This window comes from Streptomyces fumanus, from assembly GCF_014655295.1.
Taxonomy (GTDB): domain Bacteria; phylum Actinomycetota; class Actinomycetes; order Streptomycetales; family Streptomycetaceae; genus Streptomyces; species Streptomyces fumanus.
Window position 1 is genome coordinate 118,593 of record NZ_BNBI01000003.1, and the last position, 22,760, is coordinate 141,352.

The 22,760-nt window shown below is 72.9% G+C and carries 23 protein-coding genes; 12 read left to right on the forward strand and 11 right to left on the reverse strand.

The features are described 5' to 3' along the window. Positions 1-76 precede the first annotated feature (76 nt). Entirely contained in the window at positions 77-640 is a 564-nt protein-coding gene (locus IE316_RS07675; protein WP_190203392.1) for a TetR/AcrR family transcriptional regulator, read from the forward strand. Positions 641-1,246: 606 nt separating this feature from the next. Here IE316_RS07675 and IE316_RS07680 read toward each other — a convergent pair. Beyond that, the gene (locus IE316_RS07680) at positions 1,247-1,720 is read right to left on the reverse strand and encodes a MarR family winged helix-turn-helix transcriptional regulator (RefSeq protein WP_190203393.1); all 474 of its coding nucleotides are present in this window, start codon (positions 1,718-1,720) and stop codon (positions 1,247-1,249) included. Between the two features lie 63 nt (positions 1,721-1,783). Here IE316_RS07680 and IE316_RS07685 point away from each other — a divergent pair, with 63 nt between their 5' ends. Then, positions 1,784-2,164: a tautomerase family protein gene (locus IE316_RS07685; protein ID WP_190203394.1), complete on the forward strand. Its 381-nt coding sequence runs from the start codon at positions 1,784-1,786 to the stop codon at positions 2,162-2,164. A 138-nt stretch (positions 2,165-2,302) separates the two neighbouring features. On the opposite strand, the gene IE316_RS07690 is transcribed toward IE316_RS07685, so the two are convergent. Further along, the gene (locus tag IE316_RS07690) at positions 2,303-2,713 is read right to left on the reverse strand and encodes an SRPBCC family protein (RefSeq protein WP_190203395.1); all 411 of its coding nucleotides are present in this window, start codon (positions 2,711-2,713) and stop codon (positions 2,303-2,305) included. Between the two features lie 206 nt (positions 2,714-2,919). Beyond that, the gene (locus tag IE316_RS07695) at positions 2,920-3,942 is read right to left on the reverse strand and encodes a zinc-dependent alcohol dehydrogenase family protein (protein ID WP_190203396.1); all 1,023 of its coding nucleotides are present in this window, start codon (positions 3,940-3,942) and stop codon (positions 2,920-2,922) included. Positions 3,943-4,465: 523 nt separating this feature from the next. On the opposite strand from IE316_RS07695, the gene IE316_RS07700 reads away from it, so the two are divergent. Together IE316_RS07700 and IE316_RS07705 are read left to right on the forward strand one after the other, a co-directional pair. After that, positions 4,466-5,833 (forward strand): MFS transporter, encoded by a 1,368-nt coding sequence (locus IE316_RS07700; RefSeq protein ID WP_190203732.1) that lies wholly within the window; start codon positions 4,466-4,468, stop codon positions 5,831-5,833. Continuing rightward, complete coding sequence (locus IE316_RS07705) at positions 5,830-7,206, forward strand: alpha/beta hydrolase family protein (RefSeq protein ID WP_229910257.1); 1,377 nt, start codon at positions 5,830-5,832, stop codon at positions 7,204-7,206. Before IE316_RS07700 ends, IE316_RS07705 begins: the two co-directional genes overlap by 4 nt. 39 nt (positions 7,207-7,245) lie before the next feature. On the opposite strand, the gene IE316_RS07710 is transcribed toward IE316_RS07705, so the two are convergent. Together IE316_RS07710 and IE316_RS07715 are read right to left on the reverse strand one after the other, a co-directional pair. Beyond that, on the reverse strand, positions 7,246-8,115 hold the full coding sequence (locus tag IE316_RS07710) for a PaaX family transcriptional regulator (protein ID WP_308438902.1): 870 nt from the start codon (positions 8,113-8,115) through the stop codon (positions 7,246-7,248). 10 nt (positions 8,116-8,125) lie between these two features. After that, the gene (locus IE316_RS07715) at positions 8,126-9,037 is read right to left on the reverse strand and encodes a LysR family transcriptional regulator (RefSeq protein WP_190203398.1); all 912 of its coding nucleotides are present in this window, start codon (positions 9,035-9,037) and stop codon (positions 8,126-8,128) included. A 180-nt stretch (positions 9,038-9,217) separates the two neighbouring features. On the opposite strand from IE316_RS07715, the gene IE316_RS07720 reads away from it, so the two are divergent. The 3 genes from IE316_RS07720 to IE316_RS07730 all read left to right on the forward strand — a co-directional run bounded on the left by IE316_RS07720 (position 9,218) and on the right by IE316_RS07730 (position 12,603). Continuing rightward, positions 9,218-9,802 (forward strand): DUF6817 domain-containing protein, encoded by a 585-nt coding sequence (locus IE316_RS07720; protein WP_190203399.1) that lies wholly within the window; start codon positions 9,218-9,220, stop codon positions 9,800-9,802. An 85-nt stretch (positions 9,803-9,887) separates the two neighbouring features. Next, entirely contained in the window at positions 9,888-11,309 is a 1,422-nt protein-coding gene (locus tag IE316_RS07725; protein WP_229910258.1) for an MFS transporter, read from the forward strand. Beyond that, entirely contained in the window at positions 11,266-12,603 is a 1,338-nt protein-coding gene (locus IE316_RS07730; protein WP_190203400.1) for a DUF3500 domain-containing protein, read from the forward strand. The genes IE316_RS07725 and IE316_RS07730 overlap by 44 nt, the downstream gene beginning before the upstream one ends. Before the next feature lie 255 nt (positions 12,604-12,858). Here IE316_RS07730 and IE316_RS07735 read toward each other — a convergent pair whose 3' ends face one another. Next, positions 12,859-13,524, reverse strand: a complete 666-nt coding sequence (locus tag IE316_RS07735; protein ID WP_190203401.1) for a TetR/AcrR family transcriptional regulator — start codon at positions 13,522-13,524, stop codon at positions 12,859-12,861. A gap of 164 nt (positions 13,525-13,688) precedes the next feature. Between IE316_RS07735 and IE316_RS07740 the strand changes: the two genes are divergently transcribed. Continuing rightward, complete coding sequence (locus tag IE316_RS07740; RefSeq protein WP_190203402.1) at positions 13,689-14,885, forward strand: FAD-dependent monooxygenase; 1,197 nt, start codon at positions 13,689-13,691, stop codon at positions 14,883-14,885. Positions 14,886-14,929: 44 nt separating this feature from the next. Here IE316_RS07740 and IE316_RS07745 read toward each other — a convergent pair whose 3' ends face one another. Beyond that, a complete protein-coding gene (locus IE316_RS07745) occupies positions 14,930-16,057 on the reverse strand; it encodes an MFS transporter (RefSeq protein WP_229910259.1) in 1,128 nt (375 codons plus the stop codon). Between the two features lie 173 nt (positions 16,058-16,230). On the opposite strand from IE316_RS07745, the gene IE316_RS07750 reads away from it, so the two are divergent. Both IE316_RS07750 and IE316_RS07755 read left to right on the forward strand, forming a co-directional pair. Further along, positions 16,231-17,202 (forward strand): LysR family transcriptional regulator, encoded by a 972-nt coding sequence (locus IE316_RS07750; RefSeq protein ID WP_190203404.1) that lies wholly within the window; start codon positions 16,231-16,233, stop codon positions 17,200-17,202. Then, the gene (locus IE316_RS07755) at positions 17,199-17,558 is read left to right on the forward strand and encodes an antibiotic biosynthesis monooxygenase family protein (RefSeq protein WP_190203405.1); all 360 of its coding nucleotides are present in this window, start codon (positions 17,199-17,201) and stop codon (positions 17,556-17,558) included. The genes IE316_RS07750 and IE316_RS07755 overlap by 4 nt, the downstream gene beginning before the upstream one ends. A 79-nt stretch (positions 17,559-17,637) precedes the next feature. Here IE316_RS07755 and IE316_RS07760 read toward each other — a convergent pair whose 3' ends face one another. Then, positions 17,638-18,348, reverse strand: coding sequence for a S1 family peptidase (locus IE316_RS07760; protein ID WP_229910260.1), 711 nt, complete (start codon positions 18,346-18,348; stop codon positions 17,638-17,640). Between the two features lie 389 nt (positions 18,349-18,737). Here IE316_RS07760 and gdhA point away from each other — a divergent pair, with 389 nt between their 5' ends. After that, the gene (gene gdhA / locus IE316_RS07765) at positions 18,738-20,096 is read left to right on the forward strand and encodes an NADP-specific glutamate dehydrogenase (protein ID WP_190203406.1); all 1,359 of its coding nucleotides are present in this window, start codon (positions 18,738-18,740) and stop codon (positions 20,094-20,096) included. A 170-nt stretch (positions 20,097-20,266) separates the two neighbouring features. Here the strand turns inward: gdhA and IE316_RS07770 are convergent, their stop codons facing one another. The 3 genes from IE316_RS07770 to IE316_RS35905 all read right to left on the reverse strand — a co-directional run bounded on the left by IE316_RS07770 (position 20,267) and on the right by IE316_RS35905 (position 22,074). Further along, on the reverse strand, positions 20,267-21,211 hold the full coding sequence (locus IE316_RS07770; RefSeq protein ID WP_190203407.1) for an NADP-dependent oxidoreductase: 945 nt from the start codon (positions 21,209-21,211) through the stop codon (positions 20,267-20,269). A gap of 100 nt (positions 21,212-21,311) precedes the next feature. After that, on the reverse strand, positions 21,312-21,854 hold the full coding sequence (locus IE316_RS07775; protein ID WP_229910289.1) for an NAD(P)H-dependent oxidoreductase: 543 nt from the start codon (positions 21,852-21,854) through the stop codon (positions 21,312-21,314). Positions 21,855-21,942: 88 nt separating this feature from the next. Beyond that, the gene (locus tag IE316_RS35905) at positions 21,943-22,074 is read right to left on the reverse strand and encodes a hypothetical protein (RefSeq protein WP_268257632.1); all 132 of its coding nucleotides are present in this window, start codon (positions 22,072-22,074) and stop codon (positions 21,943-21,945) included. 170 nt (positions 22,075-22,244) lie between these two features. Here IE316_RS35905 and IE316_RS07780 point away from each other — a divergent pair, with 170 nt between their 5' ends. After that, positions 22,245-22,748, forward strand: a complete 504-nt coding sequence (locus IE316_RS07780) for a MarR family winged helix-turn-helix transcriptional regulator (RefSeq protein ID WP_190203409.1) — start codon at positions 22,245-22,247, stop codon at positions 22,746-22,748. The last annotated feature ends 12 nt before the right edge of the window (positions 22,749-22,760 follow it).

Genomic DNA, 22,760 nt, shown 5'->3' on the forward strand with positions numbered 1-22,760 from the left:
AGTGGCGGGGCCCGCCATTTAGCTGCCGGGTACGATACGGAGGCCCCCGCCAGTTAGCAACCGGAGAAGAGGACCCGTGGCCGACCAGCAGCGCGCCGACGCACGGCGCAACTACGCGCGGATCCTCGCCGTGGCCGAGCAGGAGGTCGCCGCCCACGGCGCCGATGCCTCGCTGGAACGGATCGCCCGCGTCGCAGGTGTCGGCTCGGCGACGGTGCGCCGGCACTTCCCCGGCAGACGCGCCCTGTTGCGGGCCGTGTTCGCCGAGCGGATCGAGGCGCTGAGCGCCCGCGCGGCCGCCCTCACCGACGCCGCCGACCCCGCGGCGGCGCTGCGCGACTGGCTGGCCGCGCTCACCGACTACGCCGCCTCGGCGCGCGGCATGGCCGACGCGCTGGCCCAGGACCGGCTCACCGAGCCGGAGGACGTGCAGTCCTGCGCGGCGAAACTCGCCGGGGCGCTCGAACCGCTGGTAGAACGCGCCGCCAGGGCGGGCGCGGTGACAGCGGACGTGACCGCCGCCGACCTGATCACACTGGTGACCGGCATCGCCCTCGCCACGGAACACCACCCCGACCCGGCGGCCGAGGCCCACCGGCTGCTCGACCTGACCTGGCGCGGAACCGGCAGCGCGGCGTAGGGATTTCGCCGGCGCGGGGCGTCGCTCGGGTCATGGTCGCGGTCGGCGCGGGACGGCACAGCGGGCGATACCCAGGGTCGTGAAGCATCCAAGTTGCGGAGCCGTGTTTGCATAAATGCAGGTCACGCGCTTGTCCGGTACGCGTCAAGGATGAAGTTTCGCGCACGGCCCCAGAGTTGGACCCGTCCTCTATAGAGTGAGCGCGATGGGCCGTTCTCCGCTGCTTCACGTCCCGGCCGGCCGGGCGTGGAGGCCGACCGATCCTCCCGCCCGGGGGGAGAAGCGCATGGTCGAGAACGAACCGCCGGACTACGGCCGGTGGGCCTTCTACGTCGCCTGTATGGATCTAGCCATCCAACTGGCGAACTGGCTCACCTCGTAGCCCGGCGGGTCCGTCGCAGTGGCCGCTTCCTGACGGGAGCGGCCACTCCCTGTACCCGGTCGATACGTTCCGGCCGCATCGGTTCGGGCGGTGCCCGCCCCGACGTATCCGCGAACGCATTACCTGGCGCCCTGCCAACATACCCACTCGGTTACGGCATCGCCCAGAGAACCGAAGCTCCTTTACGTGAATGGCTTTACGTCATCATCTTTCAGGGATGCTTATTACGCCGATCCGCGTCCCGCCTGCTCCAGGGCGGCTTCGTAGGCGTGCAGGGCGGTGATGACCGTGGCGCGTTCCTCGGGGGCGAGAGCGCGCATGACGCGCTCCCAGGCGGAGGCGTTGCCGGAGAGCCATTCGCCGATGGGTGCGGCGTAGGCGGAGGCGATGGCGATGATGCGGCGGCGGCGGTCGGCGGGGTCGGCGGTGCGCTCCAGGATGCCCAGCCGTGACAGTTCGCTCACCATCAGGCTGACGGTCGTCGGGGCCACCTCCAACCGGGCGGCCAGGTCGTTGACGCTGGTGGGGCCGTCGTACTCCAGGTGGGCCAGCAGCGCGAGGTGCCGGGGTGCCAGGTCCAGGCCCTGGAGCGCCGGGGGGATGGGCAGGCGCTTGGCACGGCCGACGAGCCGTGGCATGAGCAGCAGCAGGGTGCGGACGGCCTCGTCCACGGCAGGTCCGTTCGATTCCGTGGACATCGGTCACCTCTCCAGATAGCTTGAGAAACAAAGGCTTTGTAAGCAAAGGGAATGAGGGCGACTATGCCGCATCTGACCGTTCACCTTCCAGAGGACAGGCTGGCCGGCAAGGAACCCCTCCTCATCGCCGCACTGACCGACGCGATCGTCGACGTCTACGGCGACTGGGCCCGCGACCACGTGAGCATCCGCCTGTCCGCAGTCCCCGCGGGCCGTTTCGCGCGGGGCGGCAGAGCCGTGGACGCGAGCGCCTCGGTGGTCCTGGGCGTCCGCGCCGGCGTCTTCGACCGCCCCGACGCCGCACAGATCACCACGCGCCTCGGCACCGCGCTCACCGACGCGATCACGCGTGCCGTCGGCGACGACCTCCGCGCCGGCACCATGGTCGAACTCGTGGCGTCACCGCCGGAACGCACCTTCGTCGGCGGCGCGCCGACCGCATGATCCTCTCGGCTCGGCCGCCTCACGGCCGGCTGCTTGCCCTGCGGCCGCGGGTCGGGGCGGCCTTGTCCGGCCGAGCCCGGCCGTCTCGCCGGGGAAGGCGATACAGGGGATCAGGCCCGGCCGGGAGCCGGAGGGGCCTCAGTCGGTCTCCATCAGTTCCTTCAGCCGGGCCAGGTCGGCGGCGACCATGCCGGCGTCACGCTCGAAGTCGGCGTCGCTCATGCCCGGCCGTCGGCGGAGGGTGAACACCACTTCGCTTCCCGTGCCGTTGGCGATCACCCGGACCGGGTTGTAGACGGTCTCGCCGTTGGGCAGCGTGACATGGTGGTCGAAGACGCCCAGTTCGTTGCGCGGCGCGAAGGTGATCTCGACCCGTCCCATGGGGGAAGACTCCGCGACCCAGCGGTCCTCGACCTTCTCGATGGAGCCTCCCAGGCCGTTGGCCCACGCGGGCAGGTTGGCCGGGTCGGATGCATAGGCGTAGACGGCGTCGGCGGTGCGGTCGATGCAGGTACTGAGATGACGTGATGCTTCACCGGTGTGGTCCATGGCCGGAACGGTAACGGACCACGGCCGCCGTCCTCTTGAACGGATCGGACGCGCAGGCACTGCTCCGCCGCATACGTGCCCCACGCGGGTGCAGGCGGTGCCGGGCATGTGCGGAGGGGGCGTGCCCATCGGGGTCGGGCGAGCGCGCTCGGGCGCCGGACGGTCGGTCACGTCCGGCGCCCGTCGCGTGGTGTGCGACCGCTCGCTCAGGGCTTCAGGAGGGCCTTGATGGCGCGTCGTTCGTCCATGGCCCGGTAGGCGTCGGCGACCTGTTCGAGCGGCAGGGTGAGGTCGAAGACCCTGCCGGGGTCTATGCGGCCGGTGAGCACGCGGTCGATCAGGTCGGGCAGGAACTCCCGGACGGGGGCGGGGCCGCCGCGCAGGCCGACGTGGGAGTAGAACAGTTCGGTGCCGTCCACCGCCACGCCATGGGGGACGCCGACGAAGCCGATGTTGCCGCCGGGCCGCGTGGAGCGCAGCGCCTGCCGCATGGACTGCTCGGTGCCCACGCACTCCAGGACGCGGTCGGCGCCGATGCCGCCGGTCATCTCCTTGACGCGGGCGACGCCTTCCTCGTCGCGCTCGGCGACGATGTCGGTGGCCCCGAACTCGCGGGCCAGTTTCTGCCGGGGCTCGTGCCGGGACATGGCGATGATCCGGGACGCGCCCAGTTCCTTCGCGGCGATGACCGCGCACAGGCCGACCGCGCCGTCGCCGACCACCGCGACCGTGTCGCCGGGCCCTACCTCGGCGGCGACCGCCGCGTACCAGCCGGTGCCCATCACGTCGGAGCAGGCCAGCAGACTGGGTATGTGCTCCTCGGCCGGCTGGTCGGGCGTGGCGACCAGGGTGCCGTCCGCGAGCGGGATGCGGATCCTCTCGGCCTGGCAGCCCCCCGCGCCGACGAACTCGCGGTGCAGGCAGTTGGTCTGGTAGCCGTTGCGGCAGTTGGCGCAGGTGTTGTCCGAGGCGAAGAAGGAGCCGACGACGAACTGGCCCGGTCGCAGGGTGCTCACCTCGCCGCCGACTTCCTCGACGATGCCGACGTACTCGTGACCGAACGGCGTCGGCCCCTCGACCGGGTTGATGCCGCGGTAGTCCCACAGGTCCGAGCCACACACACAGGTGGCGACGGTACGGATCACCGCGTCCGCCGGGTCGATGATCTTCGGGTCGTCGCGCTCCTCGAAGCGGACGTCCCCGGGGGCGTGGAGAACGGCTCCGCGCATGATGGTGCTCCTTACGGTCGTGCGGGTGGGGTTCAGCGGCGGGTGCTCACGCGCGGACCGGCGTACTCGTCGCCGCTCACGCGCTTGAGCCGGTCGACCTCGTCGGTCTCCCACAGCGCGATGTGTGTGTCCATCGGGCGACTCCTCGGCTCTCGAACGGTAGGGAATCCGGGCACTGCCACTTCTGTGGCCGAGTACCCGTCCCGGCAGCGGCCACCACCGAGGAAACCGCAGGTCACATGCGGGCGGAAGGTACGGTCGTCACACGCACCGAGGCCGGGCGGGCGGCGCCCGGCGACAGCGGTCCACGGAACTGCCCGCACGCCCCGGCACCGGGGCCCCAGCGCCCGTACCGCGCTCACCGCCGAGGCCGTCCAGTCGTCCACCTCTTAGAAAAGGTCCCGTCCTCGACGGCCGGCTCGCGGCCTCCCCGACGGTGATGTTGTGCAGATTCTTGACGGCAGTGACGTTTCTACCTAGGTTCCTCCTGCGTCGGCAACAGCCTCAGGAGCCCATCGTGCAGATGTCCCCCTCCCCTTCCGCAGCCGGTCAACCCTCGGACGGCAACCGCCAGTTGCGTCGCGTGGCCCTGTCGGGCCTGCTCGGCACCGCCGTCGAGTTCTACGACTTCCTCGTGTACGGCACGGTCGCCGCGCTCGTCTTCGGAGATCTGTTCTTCCCCGGCGCCGACCCCGCGGTCGGCACCATCGCCGCCTTCGGCACGTTCGCCGCCGGTTATGTGGCCCGCCCGCTGGGCGGCATCGTCTTCGGCCACTTCGGCGACCGGATCGGCCGCAAGTCGATGATGCTGCTGACCATGGCCCTGATGGGCTGCGGCAGCTTCCTCATCGGCGTACTGCCGACCTACGACACCATCGGTGTGTGGGCGCCGGTCCTGCTCGTGGCCCTGCGCGTGGTGCAGGGGCTGGCCATCGGCGGCGAGTGGGGAGGCGCCACGCTCATGGTCGTCGAGCACGCCGAGCGGGGGCACAGTGCCCGGCGCGGCCTGTGGTCCAGCGCCACCCAGCTCGGTGCCCCGCTCGGCTCGGTGCTGTCCACGGGCGTGGTCACGCTGGTCTCCTCGCTGCCCGACGACGACTTCCGTACGTGGGGCTGGCGGGTGCCGTTCCTGCTCAGCATCCTGCTGCTGGCGGTCGGTCTGTTCGTCCGGCTGAAGGTCGCGGAGAGCCCGCTGTTCGAGCAGGTGAAGCCGGAGCCGGCCGCGCGGCCGCCGATCGTGGCGGTGCTGCGCCGCCCGGTGCCGGTGCTGCGCGCGGCCGGGGCGGGCATCGGCGCGTTCACCGCCCAGTCACTGCTGGCCAGCTTCATGATCTCGTACGCCGTCGACCACGGTTACAGCCGGCCGCAGGTGCTCACCGCCGTGACCGCCGCCTCGTGCGTCGCGCTGCTCGCGCTGCCCGCGGCCTCCGCGCTGTCCGACCGGGTCGGTCGGCGTCCGGTGGTACTGGCCGGGGCGATCGCCTCGGCGGCGCTCGCCTTCCCGGTGCTCGCCCTGGTGGACTCCGGCTCCCCCGGCCTGCTGATCCTGGCCCTCGTACTCGGCCACGGCCTCGCCCAGTCCACGATGTACGCGCCGCTGGGCGCCCTGCTCACCGAGATGTTCGGCACCGAGGTCCGCTACACCGGCGCCTCCCTGGGCTACCAGAGCGCGACCCTGATCGGCGCGGGCTTCTCCCCGCTCATCGCGAGCAGTCTGGTCGCCTCCGGCGGCGGTGGCAGCACCCCGGTCTCCCTGCTGCTGTGCTGCGGCGCGGCGATCACCGCGCTCACCGTGTGGCAACTGCGCGAGACCCGGACGAACACCCTGGGCGCCCCCGCGCCCGGCACCACGACGACCAGCACGTCCAGCCCCGAAGGGACCCTCCGTTGAAAGCCACGACCCTGCTGGTGACCCTGGCCCTGCTGACCTCCGGCGCCCTCCCCGCCCAGGCAGCGGCGGCGGACGACGACGCGCACGTGGAGGGCCGGCTGCCCTCCGGGGCGACCTACCTGATGGACATACCCGCCGCTTGGAACGGCACCGTCCTGCTCTACAGCCACGGCTACACCGCCGCCGACTGGCCCAACCCCGCCCAGAACGCGCCCGACGCGAAGACCCGGGACACCCTGCTCGACCAGGGGTACGCGCTGATCGGCTCCTCCTACGCGACGACCGGCTGGGCGGTCACCGACGCCGTCCCCGACCAGCTCGCCACCCTGGACCTGTTCACGCGGCGGTTCGGCACCGCGCGGCGGACCCTCGCCTGGGGCACCTCGTACGGCGGGTTCGTCACGACCGTGCTGGCCGAGCGGCACGCCGACCGCTTCGACGGCTCGCTGTCGCTGTGCGGGCTGCTGCAAGGCGGGATCGCCAACTGGAACAACACCCTCGACCCGGTGTTCGCGCTGAAGACCCTGCTCGCCCCCGGCAAGGACATCCCCCTCACCGGCTTCACCGGTTCCGTCCAGGCCCAGGCCGCCGCACGCGCCCTCGGCGCCGAGGTCACCGCCGCCCAGCAGTCCCCGACCGGTCGCGCCCGTACCGCACTGGCCGCCGCCCTCCAGCACATCCCCGGCTACAACGACCCCGCCCAGCCCGAGCCCGCACCGGCCGACTGGGACACCCAGCAGGCCAACCAGTACGCCGCCGTCACCGCCCTGGTCCAGTTCCCCGCGTTCGCCTGGCGGCAGGAGGCCGAACACCGGGCCGGCGGCAACCCGTCCTGGAACACCGGTGTCGACTACACCGCCATGCTGCGCCGGTCCCCGCTCTACAAGGAGGTGACCGAGCTGTACAAGAGCGCCGGACGGTCGCTCGCCGCCGACCTGGCCGTCCTCAACCGGGCACCGCGGATCTCCGCCGATCGCGAGGCGGTCCGCTGGATGCGCGACACCAGCGTCCTGACCGGCCGGCTCGCCGACCCCCAGCTCACCGTGCACACCACCGGCGACGCGCTGATCCCGGTCTCCGCCGAGAGCGCCTACCGACGGGCCGCGGCAGCGGCCGGCAGCGGCAGCAGGCTCGCGCAGGCGTACGTCGACGCACCGGGCCACTGCACCTTCACCCCCGGCGAGACCGTCGCCGCCGTCCACACGCTCGAGGACCGCCTGGCCACCGGCCGCTGGTCCACCGACCCCGGCGCGCTCAACGCCCGCGCCCGTGAGGCGGACGCGACGACGCCCGAGCCGCGCTACGTCCGCTACCGCCCGGCGGCTCACCCCCGGCCCTACGACCTCGCCCACCCCGGCGACGCCCGGCACTGACCCCGTACGCTCCCCCGCCACGGCCGCAGGGCGCCGGGTTCACCGATCGGCCTGCGGCTCCGCGGGGACGGTGTCCAGGACGGCGTCCGCGAGCTGCTTGGCCGGGGCGTCGTACTGGGCGGACAGGGCGCGGAAGACGCGTTCGGCGCGGATGGCGGGCCAGTCGGCGGGGAGGTGCTGCGCCGGGAGGCGGGGGTCGGAGCGGACCAGTTGCAGCCAGTCGGTGTGCAGCAGCAGTTGCCGGGCGAGGTCGTCGGACACGTCCGGCACGGGACGCGGGCGGTCCCAGCGGCCGAGGAAGGCCCGGTAGCGCGCGGCGATGCTGGCGATGTCGAAGGCCCGGCTCATCAACTGGGCGGCCTCCGTGGGCCGCGCCGCGTGCGCGTTCATCACGTTGAGGTGGTCCTCCAGACCGAGCCCGGCGACGACGGCGGGGACGTCGATGCGGCCCGGCGCGATCCACAGGCCGTTCTGCAGGGAGCCGAACCCGGCCCACACCAGACGTGAGCGCAGGTCGTGCCGCTGGCTGTGCCACGCCTCCGGCATGGAGAAGGCGACCAGGGTCCACGTACCGTCCCAGTCCCGGTTGACCGCCCCGGCCCCCCAGACCCGGTCGTGTCCGTCCCGGAGCACCTCGCTGGAGCGCGGGGTGAGCCCGAAGTACATGCGGCGGCCCCGCCGGTGACGGACCAGCAGGTCGCGTTTGACCATCCGGGCCAGGGTGGAGCGCACCGCCTCCTGCGAGACCCCCATCCGCGCGAACACGTCGATGACGCTGCCGGAGTACACCGCGCTGCCGCGGTCCAGGACGTAGAGGCCCAGGAAACTGAGCATCAACGACTGCGGCCGGACGGGTGCCGCGGCGCCCTCCTCGTCCCTCATCACCACGTCTTCGTTCGCGCTGGTCACCCGGCTCAGTCTAGATCCCGCCCCGGCCGCGCACCGCCGTACAGCTCGCGGCCACCGCGTCCGCGAAGCTCCGCGCCAGCGGGGAGAGCGCGTCCCAGCGGCGTACGGCCCAGCCGACCGGCAGCGGCCGCAGCGCCGGAACGGGGACGAGCCGCAGCGGGCCGCCGTCGGCGGGCGCGGTCAGGCCCGGTACGGCCGGGACGACGGCGTGGCCCAGGCCGAGTTCGGCGAGGAGCAGGGCGGTGTCCCAGTCGGCGACGCTGGTGTCCGAGCCGGTCCGGACCCCCAGTTCGGCGAAGCCGGTGTCCAGATGGGCGCCGGAGGTGGAGTTCGGCGGCAGCCGGACCAGGCGGATGCCCGCCAGGTCGGCGGCGTCGATCCGGGGCCGGGCGGCGAGCGGATCGTCGGAGCGCACGGCGAGCACCCAGGGCAGTTCGACGACGGGCCGCTGCTCGATGCCGCGCACCGGGCCGCCGACGGTGACCCAGGCGAGGTCGGGGTCGCCGGCCAGGAGGGCGTCGAAGCAGCCCCGGCTGGAGGTCTCGGTCTGGAACTCCAGGCTCACCTTCGGATAGCGCCTGCGGAAGGAGACGATCGCCTCGGCCATGAAGTGCCGGACGGTCGTGCCGCCGGTCGTGATCCGCACCGAGCCGCCTTCGCCGTTCACGAGGTCGCCCAGGCGGCGCAGCGCGAGGTCGAGCCCGGCGATCCCGTCGGCGGCGGCCTCGCACAGGACCCGCCCCGCCGCGGTGGGGACGACCCCGCGCGGCCGGCGCTCCAGCAGGCGCACGCCCGTCTCCCGTTCCAGGCGTTTGACGTGCTGGCTCACGGCGGACTGCGTACAGGACAGGTCGCGGGCCACGGCACTGAGGCTGCCGGCCCGGCACACGGCGACGAAGACACGCAGGTCGTCCAGGGTCACGGCACCCAAGCTACACCTGGGGTGAGGGGAGCAATTCCCAGGATTGACTTGGGTGTTCGGGTGCCGGACGATCCTGGCAGGGCCCAGGCGGCAACCCGTCCGCCGCCTTCGTACGGATCCGGACCGGCGAAGGCACCGGACGGGTGCCGACCACCCCCTCGCCGAAGGGAGACGGACACCATGCCCGCTCTTGCCGCCTCGACCGACCGCGCCGTCGCCCTGCTGCGTGAGCTAGGTGCCGCGGATGTCGCCCACCCCGGCGGCACCCTCCTCGTCCACCTCCAGCACGTCCAGGCGCGGCTGGCGAGGTGGCAGGCCCGCCCGGCCCTGCAACTCGCCGGTCTGTGCCACGCGTTCTACGGCACCGACGGCTTTCCCACGGCCCTGCTCCCGCTGGACCGTCGCCATGAGCTCGCAGCGGTGATCGGCACCGAGGCCGAGTCGCTCGTGTACCTGTACGCCGCGTGCGACCGCGAGGCCACCTATCCGGCCCTCGACCGGGCCGACGCCGCCTTCCACGACCGGTTCACCGGCCGCTCCCATGTGCCGGGGGCGCGGTCGCGCCGGGACTTCGCCGAACTGTCGGCGGCCAACGAACTCGACCTCGCCGTCACCGACCCCGCCTTCCTCGGCACATGGGGCCCACCGTTGCTCGCCCTGTTCACCAGGGTCCGCCATCTGCTGAGCCCTGACGCCTGGCTCGAGTGCCGCACCCTCCTGTCCGCCGGTCCCGGCGGGTCGGCGCGGGAGGCCGACCGGCGCTGAGGCGGCGGACCACGGGCGGGCGGCTGCTATGATCCCCGAGTCGGCCTTCGGCGCCCCGGACTGGGTGCGCGCGGAGGCTTTTTTCATGCCTTCCGACACCCCTGCCTCCAGCACACCTCCCACCACCTACCGTGACCTGCTCCGCAACCGCGAATTCGTCGGCCTGTACGTCAGCTTGACCCTGACGGTCGCCGCGAGCACCTTGTCGGGTTTCGCGCTCGGCACACTGGTCAGCCGGCGGACCGGGTCCCCGTTCCTGACCGCCGTGAGCATGTACGGCGCCACCTTCGCGACGGTCCTCGGCGCGCTGACGCTGATGTCGGTCGCGGACGGAGGCCGTCCCCGCCGGACCCTCGTCGTACTCCAGTGCGTGACGCTCGCGGGGGTCGCCGCCCAGGCGGTTCCCGGGCTGCCGCTCACCGCACGGTTCGGTCTGCTCCTCGTACTGGGGTTCTTCCAGTCGCTGGGCACGGGCGCGCGGATGGGGCTGCTCGCCGAGGTGGTGCCGGTCTCCGCGTACGCACTGGCACGTTCGCTGATGAACATCACCTCCGGCGGCATGGCCGTCCTCGGTTACGCCGTCGGCGCCGTCCTCGTGAGCTGCCTGAGCCCGCATCAGGTGTTCGTCGTCGCGGCGGCCCTGACCGGGGCGGGGCTGCTTCTGGTGGCCGGGACCGTCCGGGAACGCTCGGTCCGTCCGCCCCGCCGGCCCGGACTGCGCGAGACCTGGTCGACGAACACCGCGCTGTTCTCCCGGCCCGGCCCCCGCGCGCTGCTGCTGAACCTGTGGGTCCCCAATGGTCTGATCGTCGGCTGCGAGGCTCTGTTCCTCTCCTACGCCCCGCACCGCGCCGGAGTTCTGCTGGCCGCCGGATCGGCGGGCATGCTCCTCGGTGACCTGGCGGTCGGGCGACTGCTCACCGCCGGGCGGCGGCGCCGTTGTGCCTTCGCTCTGCGGCTGCTGCTCGCCGTCCCCTACCTGCTGTTCGCCCTGCACCCGCCCGTCCTGGTGGCGGTGGTCGCGGTGTTTCTCGCCGGCACAGGCTTCGCCGCCACCCTGCCGCTCCAGGAGCGGCTCCTGGAGCTGACTCCCGATCCGGTCCGTGGTCAGGTGCAGGGAGTCGAGTCGGCCGGCCGGATGACCTGGCAGAGCATCGGAGCCGCGATCGCCGGGGGCCTCGCCCAGTACGTCCCCGCCGGCACGGCCATCGCTTCGCTGGCCGCCGTCTCCGTCGCCGTCACGGTCCTCTCCCGGCCGTTCGTCGTCCGTGTCCGGCTCACCGAGGGGGCGCGCGCCCGGTGGTTCTCACCTCACCTCACAGAAAGGCAGGTCAAGGCGAGTACCGGGCGGGACGCTCATCTCGGGCACGGCGCTCGGACAGCTCGTTCTCAGGTCGTTCGGCCAGAGTCACCGTCAGATGCCCGGCCACCGGGACCGGGCGACGACCAGGGAGTCAGCGACGATGACCGGACTGGACCTGAACGGGACCACGGCACAAGGACCTGAGCAGCGGAGCGGCCGCCATGCCCGTGCGGACCGTCGTCAGTTCATGCGGAAGGTCTTCTTCGCCTCGGGAGCCACCGCCGTGGCGACGATGGGCGGTGCGGGGGCCTGGGCGGCGCTCGCCGACGACACCACCACGGCCGGCGCCGGGGCCGCCGCCTCGCCCGGCGGTGCCCCGAGCGGGGCGCCCGGGGGCGGGGCCGGTGGCGGCCCCGGCGACCAGGGCATCACCGAGGACTTCTTCGGTCTGACCACCGACGGCAAGCGGGTCACCGACCTGTTCACGATCCACTCCACCGGCGTGGCGACCGCTCCGGTCATCAGTGCCGCCGAAGCCTTCCTCGCCGGTCTCACCGACGACCAGAGGACCTCCACGCAGTTCACCGTCCACTCCACCGAGTGGCGCCTGTGGAGCAACGTCGACTCCTACGCCCGCCAGGGCGTCTCCCTCGCCGACCTCACCGGCACCCAGAAGGCCCTGGGGACCGCCCTGCTCGAGGCGGCCCTCAGCGCCGACGGCCTGGAGACCACGGAGAAGATCCGCAGGATCAACCAGGCGGCCGGCGAGGCGATCGGCAACACCGACGCGTTCAACGAGGACGCCTACTACTGGACCGTCATGGGCACCCCGTCCGCCACCGAGCCCTGGGGCTTCCAGTTCGACGGCCACCACCTCGTCGTCAACTACTTCGTCCTCGGCGACCAGGTCGTCATGAGCCCCTGCTTCTGGGGCTCGGAGCCGACCGAGATGGAGATCGACGGGACGACCGTGCGGGTGTGCCACGAGGAGGTCGAGGCCAGTCTCGCCTTCGTCAACTCCCTCACCCCCGCCCAGCGCAAGACCGCCATCGCCTCCGCCACCAAGTCGAACGAGTCGATGAAGGCGGGCGCGTTCTCCGACAACACCGTCCAGGCGTACGAGGGGCTGCGCGGCAACACGCTGAGCACCGCCCAGCGGAAGAAGCTGCTCGGCATCGCCGAAGCGTTCGTGGGCCGGGCCAGGGCCGACGCCGCGAAGGTGCGGATGGCCGAGATCGCCCGCCACCTCGACGACACCTACGTCACCTGGGCCGGTGGCATCGCCGACGACTCCGCGTTCTACGTGCGGGTGCACAGCCCCGTGGTCTGGATCGAGGTCGACTGCCAGGCCCCCGGTCCGCTGGCCGGCGCCTACGACTCCACCCAGGGCACCCCGACGCAGAAGCACGTCCACGCCATCATCCGCACCCCCAACGGCAACGACTACGGCCGGGAACTGCTCCGCCAGCACTACCTGACCTCCCCCCACCACAACTGAACCGCTCGGGCCCGCCGTCCTCCTGTGCGGCCGGTCATCGCGTCCCGGACCGGAGGCTGAGCGCCGCCTGCCGCCCGGTGCGGCGGGCGGCGCTGTCGGCGGTAGGCGTGGCCCGGGCGATGCGGACTTCGGGGCGGACTGGGCCTGCTTCTCGAAGGGCTGAGGGCTCGACGTCAGGCGATGTCGCCGTCGCCGAACGGCGTCGTGACCGCCGGGCGGAAGCCGCGCTCGCGCGGGCGGGCGCGGAGCACCGCGCTACCGGCGCGTGGCGTACGCGCGGATGAAGGCGTGCACACCGTCGGCCATGGTCCGGCGGACCTTCTCGGGGTCGGCGGTGGCGGGCACCGGGTGGCGTTCGTAGGCCAGCAGGACGGTCAGGGCGCTGAAGTGGTCGGCGGCCAGCCGCGGGTCGTCCGTGTCCAGGAGGCCGGCGTCGGCGAAGTGCGCGATGCGGTCCGCCAGTTCCTGTGAGGCCGCCTCCGTCGCCAGGTCGTCCGTGGTGGTGGGCGTCCGCAGGCGCTCCTGGGCGACGAGGGCGAAGGCGGCGGCGTAGTCGGGGGAACGGACGATCGACGTGCCCAGGTCGACGGCGAACGCCGTGAGCGCCTCCTCCAGTTGCGGCACGGTCGTGATCCGCGCGTCGGTGGGGAGGTGCTCGTCGAGTGCCCGGCAACTGGTGGCCAGCATGGAGTCGGACGCGGCGGTGAGGATGGCGAGGAAGAGCCGACGCTTGTCGCCGAAGTAGTCGTACACGGTGCGCTTCGAGACCCCGGCGCGGGCCGCCACGGCGTCCATGCTCACGCGGTCCACCCCCTGCCGCACGAACAGGTCCCGTGCCGCGGCGAGGATCGCCGCACGCTTCTCCGAGGACCCTTCGCGCACCGCCTTCCCCGGGTCGACGGCGTTCGCGCTCGTGTTCATGTCCACCTCCACGGCCACTCTACACCGTGCAGTTTACTTACTACACTGCACGGTGTAGTGTCGTCCGCGTTCGCAGGACTCCGCGGCTCCCGCGCAGCACGTCACCCCCTTGGAGATCTCTGGCCGGCCGGCCCACCGGCGCGGCCAGAAAGGATCAGGCCACCATGACCGAGACCCGCCACCCCCTCCCCCGGCGCTCCGCGCTCGTCTCCGGCGCGAGCATCGCCGGCCCCGCGGTCGCCTACTGGCTGCACCGCTACGGCTTCGACGTCACCGTGGTGGAAAAGGCGGCCACCGTACGCGGCGGCGGCTACCCCATCGACATCCGCGGGACCGCCGTGGAGGCGGTGCGGCGCATGGGCCTCCTCCCCCGGTTGCGGAAGGCCCACGTCGACACCCGCCGCATCACCTTCCTCGATCCCGACGGAGACGCCGTCGCCGCGCTGCGCCCCGAGTCCATGGCCATCGGCGCCGACGGTGACCTCGAAGTACGGCGCGGTGATCTGACCGAGATCCTCTACGACGCCGTCCGTGACTCCGTCGCGTTCGAGTTCGACGACTCCATAGCCGCCCTCGACGACCACCCGGACTGCATCGAGGTCACCTTCCGCAGCGGCGCCCGGCGCACCTTCGACGTCGTCATCGGCGCCGACGGACTGCACTCGCACACCCGTCGGCTGGTCCTCGGCCCCGAGGAGCGCTTCCACCACTACCTCGGCGCCTGCTTCGCCGGCTTCACCCTGCCCAACCACCTCGGGCTCGTCTCCGAGGGCCTGCTGTGGAACGCCCCCGGCCGGTCCGCCGCCCTCTACGCCGTCGGCTACGGACAGGACGTGTTCGGGCTGCTCACTTTCCGGCGCTCCGACCCGCCCTTCGACGCCTTCCGCGACCCCGAGGCGCAGCGCGAGCTGCTCGCCGCCACCTTCCCGGACGACCGCTGGGAGATCCCCCGGATCGTCGCCGAGATGCACACCGCCGACGACCTGTTCTTCGACGTGGTGAGCCAGATCCGGATGCCCCGCTGGTCCGCGGGCCGGGTCGCACTGGTCGGCGACGCCTGCTACGCGCCGTCCTTCCTGACCGGACAGGGCACCAGCCTCGCCCTGGCCGGCGCCTACGTGCTGGCCGGCGAACTGGCCACGCACCGCGACCACGCCGAGGCGTTCGCCGCCTACGAGAGGGTGATGCGGCCGTTCGTGACCGCCAACCAGGCGCTCGCGGGCGACGGCGACACCGAGCTGTTCCCCGCCACCGAAGAGGCCCTCCGGCAGCGCAACACCGCCCTGCGCGCGCTCTCCGCCCTCCCCGCCGACCGGCCGCACGCCGAGTACAGCGCCCTCACCCTGCCCGACTACGACTGAGCACGGCGGCCGGTCCGTCCTGTGGCGGTGTTCCGGGCCGGCCCCTACCGGTGCGCGGGCGCGCGCCCCAGCACCGCCACTGCCAGGGCACCTGCCGCGAGGGCGCCGCCCACGTACATCACGGCCCGGACGCCGGCCCCGTCCGCGACCAGGCCCCCGGCGAACGCCCCCAGCGCGATCGCGCCGTTGAACACGCCGGCGAACAGCGCCGAGACCGCCTCGCGGGCGTCACCGGCCGCCCTGAGCAGCCACGCCTGCGTGGTCACCGAGACCCCGCCGTAGGCCAGCCCCCAGACGGCCAGCAGCACCCCGGCCGTGACCACCGGACCGTCGAGCAGCGGCATCAGGCAGACCGCCACCGCGAGGACCAGCCCGATCACCACCAGCACAGCGCGCGGCGAGCGCGTGGCCCCCGCCCCGGCGGCGAAGTTGCCCAGCACCCCGGCCACCCCGTACACCAGCAGCACGGTGCCGATCACCGACGCCTCGGCCCCGTAGAGCCGCTCCAGGGCGGGGCGTACGTAGGTGTAGGCGGCGAAGTGACCCGTGACCAGGAGCGCCACCGCGCCGAGCCCGGTCGCCACCGGCGGACGGGTGCCGAGCCGCAGCACGCCGCCGAGCCGGACCTCCTGCTCGGGCGGCAGCCTCGGCAGCGACACCGCCAGCGCGGCCAGCACCACCAGCGCGAGGGCGGCGGCAGCGGCGAACGCGGCACGCCAGCCCGCCAGTTCACCGAGGTAGGTACCGGCCGGGACGCCGAGCACCGAGGCCACCGAGATGCCGCCGAACACCAGCGAGGTGGCCGGACCCACCGACCGCCCGGGGACGAGACGGACCGCGAGACCGGCCGCGACGGCCCACACCCCGCCCATGCCGGCGCCGACCAGGACCCGGGCCGCCACCATCACCGCGAAGTGCGGGGACCAGGCGGCCAGCAGGTTCCCGGCGGCCAGCACCGCCATCAGGGCGCACAGCACCACCCTGCGGTCCAGCCGGCCCAGCGCCGGGGTGAGCAGCGGCGCGGACACTGCGCCCATCACGCCCGTGACCGTCAGCGTCAGCCCGGCCGTGCCCTCCGTGACGCCCAGCGCCGTGCCGATCGGTGTGAGCAGGCCGACGGGCAGCATCTCGGAGGTGACCACCATGAACGTCGCGCCCGCCACGGCGGTCACCGCGGGCCATCCTCCGCCCCGCTCTCCGCGCGGACGGTCCTGGGTCACACCTGTGAGTTGCCGACTCTGTGCCATGCCGTCAGCCAACCGGCCGCGGACCGGCGGAACAACGGCCGATCTCTCATGGTTCCATGAGCTGGGCTACTCGATCGGCATCGCACAGGGGGTCGGCCATGGGCACGCTGGAGATCCGCGAGCTGGAGGCGTTCCTCGTGCTCGCCGAGGAACTGCACTTCGGCCGCGCGGGTGAACGCCTGTTTGTGTCGCAGAGCCGGGTCAGCCAGTTGCTGAAGTCCCTGGAGGCCCGTATCGGTGCCCCGCTGGTGGAGCGCACCAGCCGCCGTGTGCGCCTGACACCGCTCGGGCAGACCTTCCTGTCGTCGCTGCGCCCGGCGTACGAGGCGCTGCGGGCGACGGTCGAGGAGACCCGGGCCGCCGCCCGCGGTACGGGCGGGGTGCTGCGGATCGGCTTCCAGGGCACGATCGACGACCAACTGGCCGGTGCCGTGGCCCTCTTCGAGGAACGCCGCCCCGCCTGCGCGGTCGAGGTGGCGGAGATCGCCCTGTCCGATCCGTTCGGGCCGGTGCGCCGCCAGGAGGTGGACTGCGCGGTGGTACTGCTGCCGGTGGCCGAGGACGACCTGGTGCTCGGGCCGGTGTTCTCCCGGCAGTTGCGGGTCCTCGCCCTCCCCGCCCGGCACCCGTACGCGTCCCGCGCCTCCCTCTCGGTGGAAGAGCTGGCCGACGTGCGGTTGATCGGCGTGCGGGGCGATGCCCCGGACTACTGGCGCCACGCGCAAGCCCCCCGGCGGACCCCGGACGGCCGGCCCATCCCGGCCGGTCCCCTCGTCAACACCCTCCAGGAGGGCCTCTCGCTGGCCGCGGCGGGCCGGGGAGCGATGCTGCTGTGCCGCTCCAGCGCCGAGTACCACGGGAGCGGCCGCAGTTCGCTGGCCTTCGTGCCCGTCGAGGGCCTGCCCGGCTCCCTGCTGGGCCTGGTCCTGCGCCGCGCCTCCAGCTCCCCCCAGGCCCGCGCCTTCGCCCAGGCCCTCGCCGAGACGCTCACCGAGCCGCCGCACGGCCTTCGTCCGTCGCGAAAAGACGCTGGATCACCGGGCACGTCCCCGCTTACGGTGACGCCATGAGCGATCACCCGGAGACGCCTGTCGCGCCCGTCGAAGCCTTCGAACCGCCCTACTACGTCGCCGTGTTCGCCACGGTGCGGACCCCGGACCAGACCGGCTACGGCGAGACCAACGCCCGCATGGAGGAACTGGTCAAGGACGTCCCCGGGTTCCTGGGCATGGACCACGCGCAGACCCCCGGCGGGCTGGGCATCACCGTCGGGTACTTCCGTGACGCCGAGGCCCTCGCCGAGTGGCGGGACAACGCCGAGCACCGCGCGGCACAGCGGCGCGGGCGGGCCGACTGGTACCAGAACTACACCCTGCATGTGGCGAAGGTGGAGCGGAGCCACGGATTCACCCGCGCGCCGGGGTAGTGCCGGGACGGACACGGGGCGGGGCGCGCGGTCACCGCGGCGTCGGCGGAGCCCGCGCGGGCAGTGCCTCGCCCCCGGCTCAGTAGATGCTCAGGCCGTACACGGCGAGTATCTCGACCACCGGCTGATAGTAAGTGACGCCCCCGCTGGCGCAGTTGCCGCTGCCACCGACGATGATGCCGAGGGCCGTACCGCCGGAGAACGCCGGGCCGCCCATGTCTCCGGGCTCTGAGCAGAGGTTCGACCGGAACAGGCCGGACACCACGCCGCCGCCGTAGTTGACGGTGACGTTGACCGCCTGGACGGTTCCGCAGCGGTAGCCCGAGGTCCGTCCGACGTGGCAGATCTGCTGCCCCACGGCCGGGCTGGCCGCGGCGGTGATGTCCTGGACCCCGCCGCCGCCCAGCGAGATCTCGCCCGGGTAGGAGACCGTCGTGTTGGTGTACCGGATGACCGCGTAGTCGTTGCCCGGGAAACTCATCCCCGCGGTGACACCGACGGCCGTGGTCAAGGTGGAGTCGGCGTACCAGGTGCTGCCGACGCTCCCCACGCACCAGCCGGAGACCAGGGCGTACAGCGTGGAACCGGACCGGGCGTTGAAGCCGACGGTGCACCGGGCGCCGCTCGCGCTGTAGAGCGTGTTGCCGCCGCGCACCACGACGGCGCCGGCCCGTGCCTCCCCCGCCCGGGCGTCCGGCCCGGCTGCGATGGACCAGCCGAGCAGCAGGGCGAGGATGAGCGCGGCCCGCAGGACGGTCCCGGCGGGGCTGGCGAAACGAGCAGGGTTCACGGCGGCCTCCCACAGCGTGTGCCCGCCATTGTGAGGCTCGCGGGCCCGCACGGTCAGACCGAAAGCCGCCAGTCACGCGACGCGACCGGCCCCCCGCCGCCGCTCCCGGCTTCGGCTCGCCCGGCAGACGACCGGTTATCCCATTGACAGCCTCGTACACCATGGCCGGAACCGACCCGCCCGCGTGCGAGTCTCACAGTCCGGACAGTTGAGGTATCCATGCTGGCCTCGGGCTTTACACAGGAGTAACACTGAGGGCCGGCCGTTTCCGGTGCGGTCGGTGCGATGCGCCGGCCCCGCTCCGGGGCGGCCCGTCCTGCGCGCGGCAACGGCGCCGAGCGCTCCTCACCGGTCGCGTACCGGTGGCAGCCGTGTCAGAGAGGGACCCTGTGACGACCCGAGACGACAGCAAGAGCCGGCTCGACGCCCTGCGCGTCGAGATCGAGCGGCGCAACCCGGCCCAGCCGGAGTTCCACCAGGCCGTGCACGAAGTGCTGGACACGCTGGCCCCGGTGCTGGCGGCCCGGCCGGAGTACGCCGAGCCCGGTCTCATCGAGCGGCTGTGCGAGCCGGAACGGCAGGTCATCTTCCGGGTGCCCTGGCAGGACGACCAGGGCCGGGTGCACGTCAACCGGGGTTTCCGGGTGGAGTTCAACAGCGCGCTCGGTCCGTACAAGGGCGGTCTGCGCTTCCATCCGTCCGTCAACCTCGGCATCGTCAAGTTCCTCGGCTTCGAGCAGATCTTCAAGAACGCGCTGACCGGCCTGGGCATCGGCGGCGGCAAGGGCGGCAGCGACTTCGACCCGCACGGCCGCAGCGACGCGGAGGTCATGCGGTTCTGCCAGTCGTTCATGACGGAGCTGTACCGGCACATCGGCGAGCACACCGACGTACCGGCCGGTGACATAGGGGTCGGCGGACGCGAGATCGGCTACCTGTTCGGGCAGTACCGGCGGATCACCAACCGCTGGGAGGCCGGGGTCCTGACCGGCAAGGGAGCGGGCTGGGGCGGCTCGGCGATCCGGCCCGAGGCCACCGGCTACGGCAGCGTGCTGTTCGCGGCGGCGATGCTGCGCGAGCGCGGCGAGGACCTGGAGGGGCAGACGGCGGTCGTCTCCGGCTCCGGCAACGTCGCCATCTACACCGTCGAGAAGCTCCTCGCCCTCGGCGCCAACCCGCTGACCTGCTCGGACTCCAGCGGGTACGTCGTCGACGACAAGGGCATCGACCTCGAACTGCTCAAGCAGGTCAAGGAGGTGGAGCGCGGGCGGATCAGCGAGTACGCCGAGCGGCGCGGCGCCTCCGCGCGCTTCGTGCCGGACGGACGGGTCTGGGAGGTGCCGGCCGACATCGCGCTGCCGTCCGCCACCCAGAACGAGCTGGACGAGAACGACGCGGCGACCCTCGTGCGCAACGGCGTGAAGGCGGTCGCCGAGGGCGCGAACATGCCCACCACCCCCGAGGCGGTGCACCTGTTCCAGCGCGCGGGCGTCGCCTTCGGCCCCGGCAAGGCCGCCAACGCGGGCGGGGTCGCGGTGAGCGCGCTGGAGATGGCGCAGAACCACGCCCGTACGGCCTGGTCGCCGGCCCGGGTGGAGGAGGAGCTGACGCACATCATGAACGACATCCACGCCACCTGCCACGAGACCGCCCTGCGCTACGGCGCCCCCGGCGACTACGTCACCGGCGCCAACATCGCCGGCTTCGAGCGGGTCGCGGACGCGATGCTCGCCCAGGGCGTCATCTGACGCGGACCCGCCCGCGCGGCTGTCCACGGACGGGGTGTCCGTGGACAGGGCCGCGGTTCCTGTCGGCTCCGGGACGCGGGTGGCGAGGGCCCGCCGGGCCACGTCGGAGCTGACGGCTCGGGAGTCGATCCCGTGCGGGACGCCGGGGTTCCTCCGGCGGAGGACCGGTGTCAGGCGGTGGGCGGGACGACGACGACCTTGCCGTGCACCGCGCCCTGGGCGGCCCGTGCGTGCAGGGCCGGCAGTTCGGCCAGCGGCACCCGCTCGGCGACCTCGACGCGCAGTTCGCCGCTGTCGACCAGGGCCACCAGGTGCGCCAGTTGGCCGGCGTCGCTGCGGACGAACAGGTCGATGCCGCGCACGTCCCGGTCCTCGTCGCTGGGGGCCGGCATCCATACCGTGGTGTTGACGAGGACCCCGCCGGGGCGGATCACGGTGACCAGGGCGGCCAGTTCGGCCGGGTCGACCGGCGCGAGGTTGAGGGCGATGTCGACCGGTTCGGTCACCGCCGCGGTCACACTGGTGGCGGTGTGGTCGATCACCTCGTCGGCACCGGCGGAGGTGACCGCCGCGCCGCTGCGCGGGCTGCCGGTGGCGATGACGTGGGCACCGGCGTTCTTGGCCAGTTGCACGGCGTAACCGCCGACCGCGCCGCCGGCCCCGTTGATCAGTACCCGCTGTCCGGCCGTGAGCTTGCCGTGGTCGAACAGCGCCTGGTACGCCGTCAGGCCCACCAGGGGCAGGGCGGCGGCGTCGGCCAGGGGCACGTTCTCGGGCGCCGCGGTCAGGGCCTCGGCGGGGGCGAGGGCGTACTCCGCGGCGGCTCCGGGACGGTCCATCGGCAGGAAGCCGACCACGTCGTCGCCGACGGCCAGGCCGGTCACGCCCTCGCCGAGCGCGTCGACCGTGCCGGCGATGTCGATGCCGGGGGTGTGCGGCAGCTCCGTCGGGATGGGGCCGCGCATGAAGCCGGCGCGGATGTTGCCGTCCACGGAGTTGAACGAGGTGGCGGCGACGCGGACCCGGACCTGGCCGGCGCCGGGAGCGGGCTGCTCGGTGTCCTCGTAACGCAGGACGTCGGGGTCGCCGTACTCGTGGAAACGCACTGCCTTCATGTCGGTACTCGCTTTCATCGCGATCGATGCTGCTTCGAATTCGAAGCAACTGTTGAGGAGCGTACATCTGCTTCGAATTCGAAGCAAGGGGTGGGGTCGGTCAGTGCCGGTGCGGACGCATCGCCGCCGCCAGTTCGGCGGCGGCCCGGCCGATACGGGCGTCCAGCTCTCCCGCGTCGCCGTCGGAGGTGCTCTGCCGGTCCGGGGGTCCGGCGACGACGACCGTGGGGACGGGATCGGCGCGCAGGCCGGTCAGACGCCCGCGCAGGACGTGCGCGAGGCCGGGGGCCGGCCGGTGCGGGCCGGTGTGCAGCGCCAGGAGCACCGGCATGCCGGCGAGGACCCGGTCCCCGAGGACGGCGAAGAACGAGTCGAACAGCTCGCCCGGGGACGCGGCGAGCACCGGGGTCGCCACCACCAGCCCGTCGGCCGCCGCGACCGCCGCGACCGCCTCCCGCAGGTCGAGGCTGGCGCGACCGTGGGCGGCGTGCTGGGCGAGGTCGGCCGCCAGCCGGTGCAGCTCCACCACCTCCACCTCGGCGCGCGCACCACCGGCCGCCAGTGACCGGCACACCACCTCCACGACCCGGTCCGCCAGCAGCCGGGTCGGCCGCGGACGACCGGCACCGGCACCGGCGCTCACGACGGTCAAGGACACCGGGCTCCACCCGGCGGTACTCATGCCGGCACCGCGTGCACGGCCTCGTCCCCGTGGCCCGGCCGCGCCGCCCTCACCGCGCGGACCCGGACCGCCGGTCCGTCCGGCCGGTCGACGCGGCGCCGGGCGGGGCGCCGGTGACAGCGCCGCCGGTCCGCTCGACATGCTGCTGGTCCTCGCGCGGTGCGAGGCAGGGGATGCTCATGGCCGGTCCTCGGGACTGTGCGGGCGGCGGCGCCGTCCTCCTTCCCGCAACCCTGCGCCGCGTCGCTGCCCGATCACCAGGTTCCGCGGTGCTCAACAGCGTCCAGAACTGCCCACCCGGTGCGGCACCCGCACCCACATCCTTCGAATTCGCAGCAGTAGACTCAGGTCATGTCTGATTCGCCGCCCTCGCTCAACCCCGTGCAGCTCGGCGCCTACTTCGACCTGATCGAGGTGACCAGCCTGCTGCGGCACGCCGTCGAGCAGCAACTGCGCGAGACCGGCGACCTCAGTTATGTGCAGTTCCAGTTGCTGGCCCGCCTCGGGGACTCGCCGACGGGCAGCCACCGCATGACCGACCTGGCCGACGGCGTCGTCTACAGCCGCAGCGGCCTGACCTATCAGGTGAGTCTGCTGGAGAAGGAGGGTCTGGTCGTCCGCGCCCCCTCGCCGGACGACGAGCGCGGCGTCACCGTGACCCTCACCGGCGCCGGACGCGCACTGCTCGCGAAGGTGCTGCCGGGTCACGTCGAGGTGGTCAGAAGCCTGTTGTTCGCCCCGCTCGCATCCGAGGACGTCGAGACCCTCGCCGGCCTGCTGGCGCCGGTACGGGACCACATGCGTTCGGCGCCCCCGCGCTCGGCCGCGCCTCGCCGCCGCAAGGGCGGGGCGTAGCGGCCGTCGCCG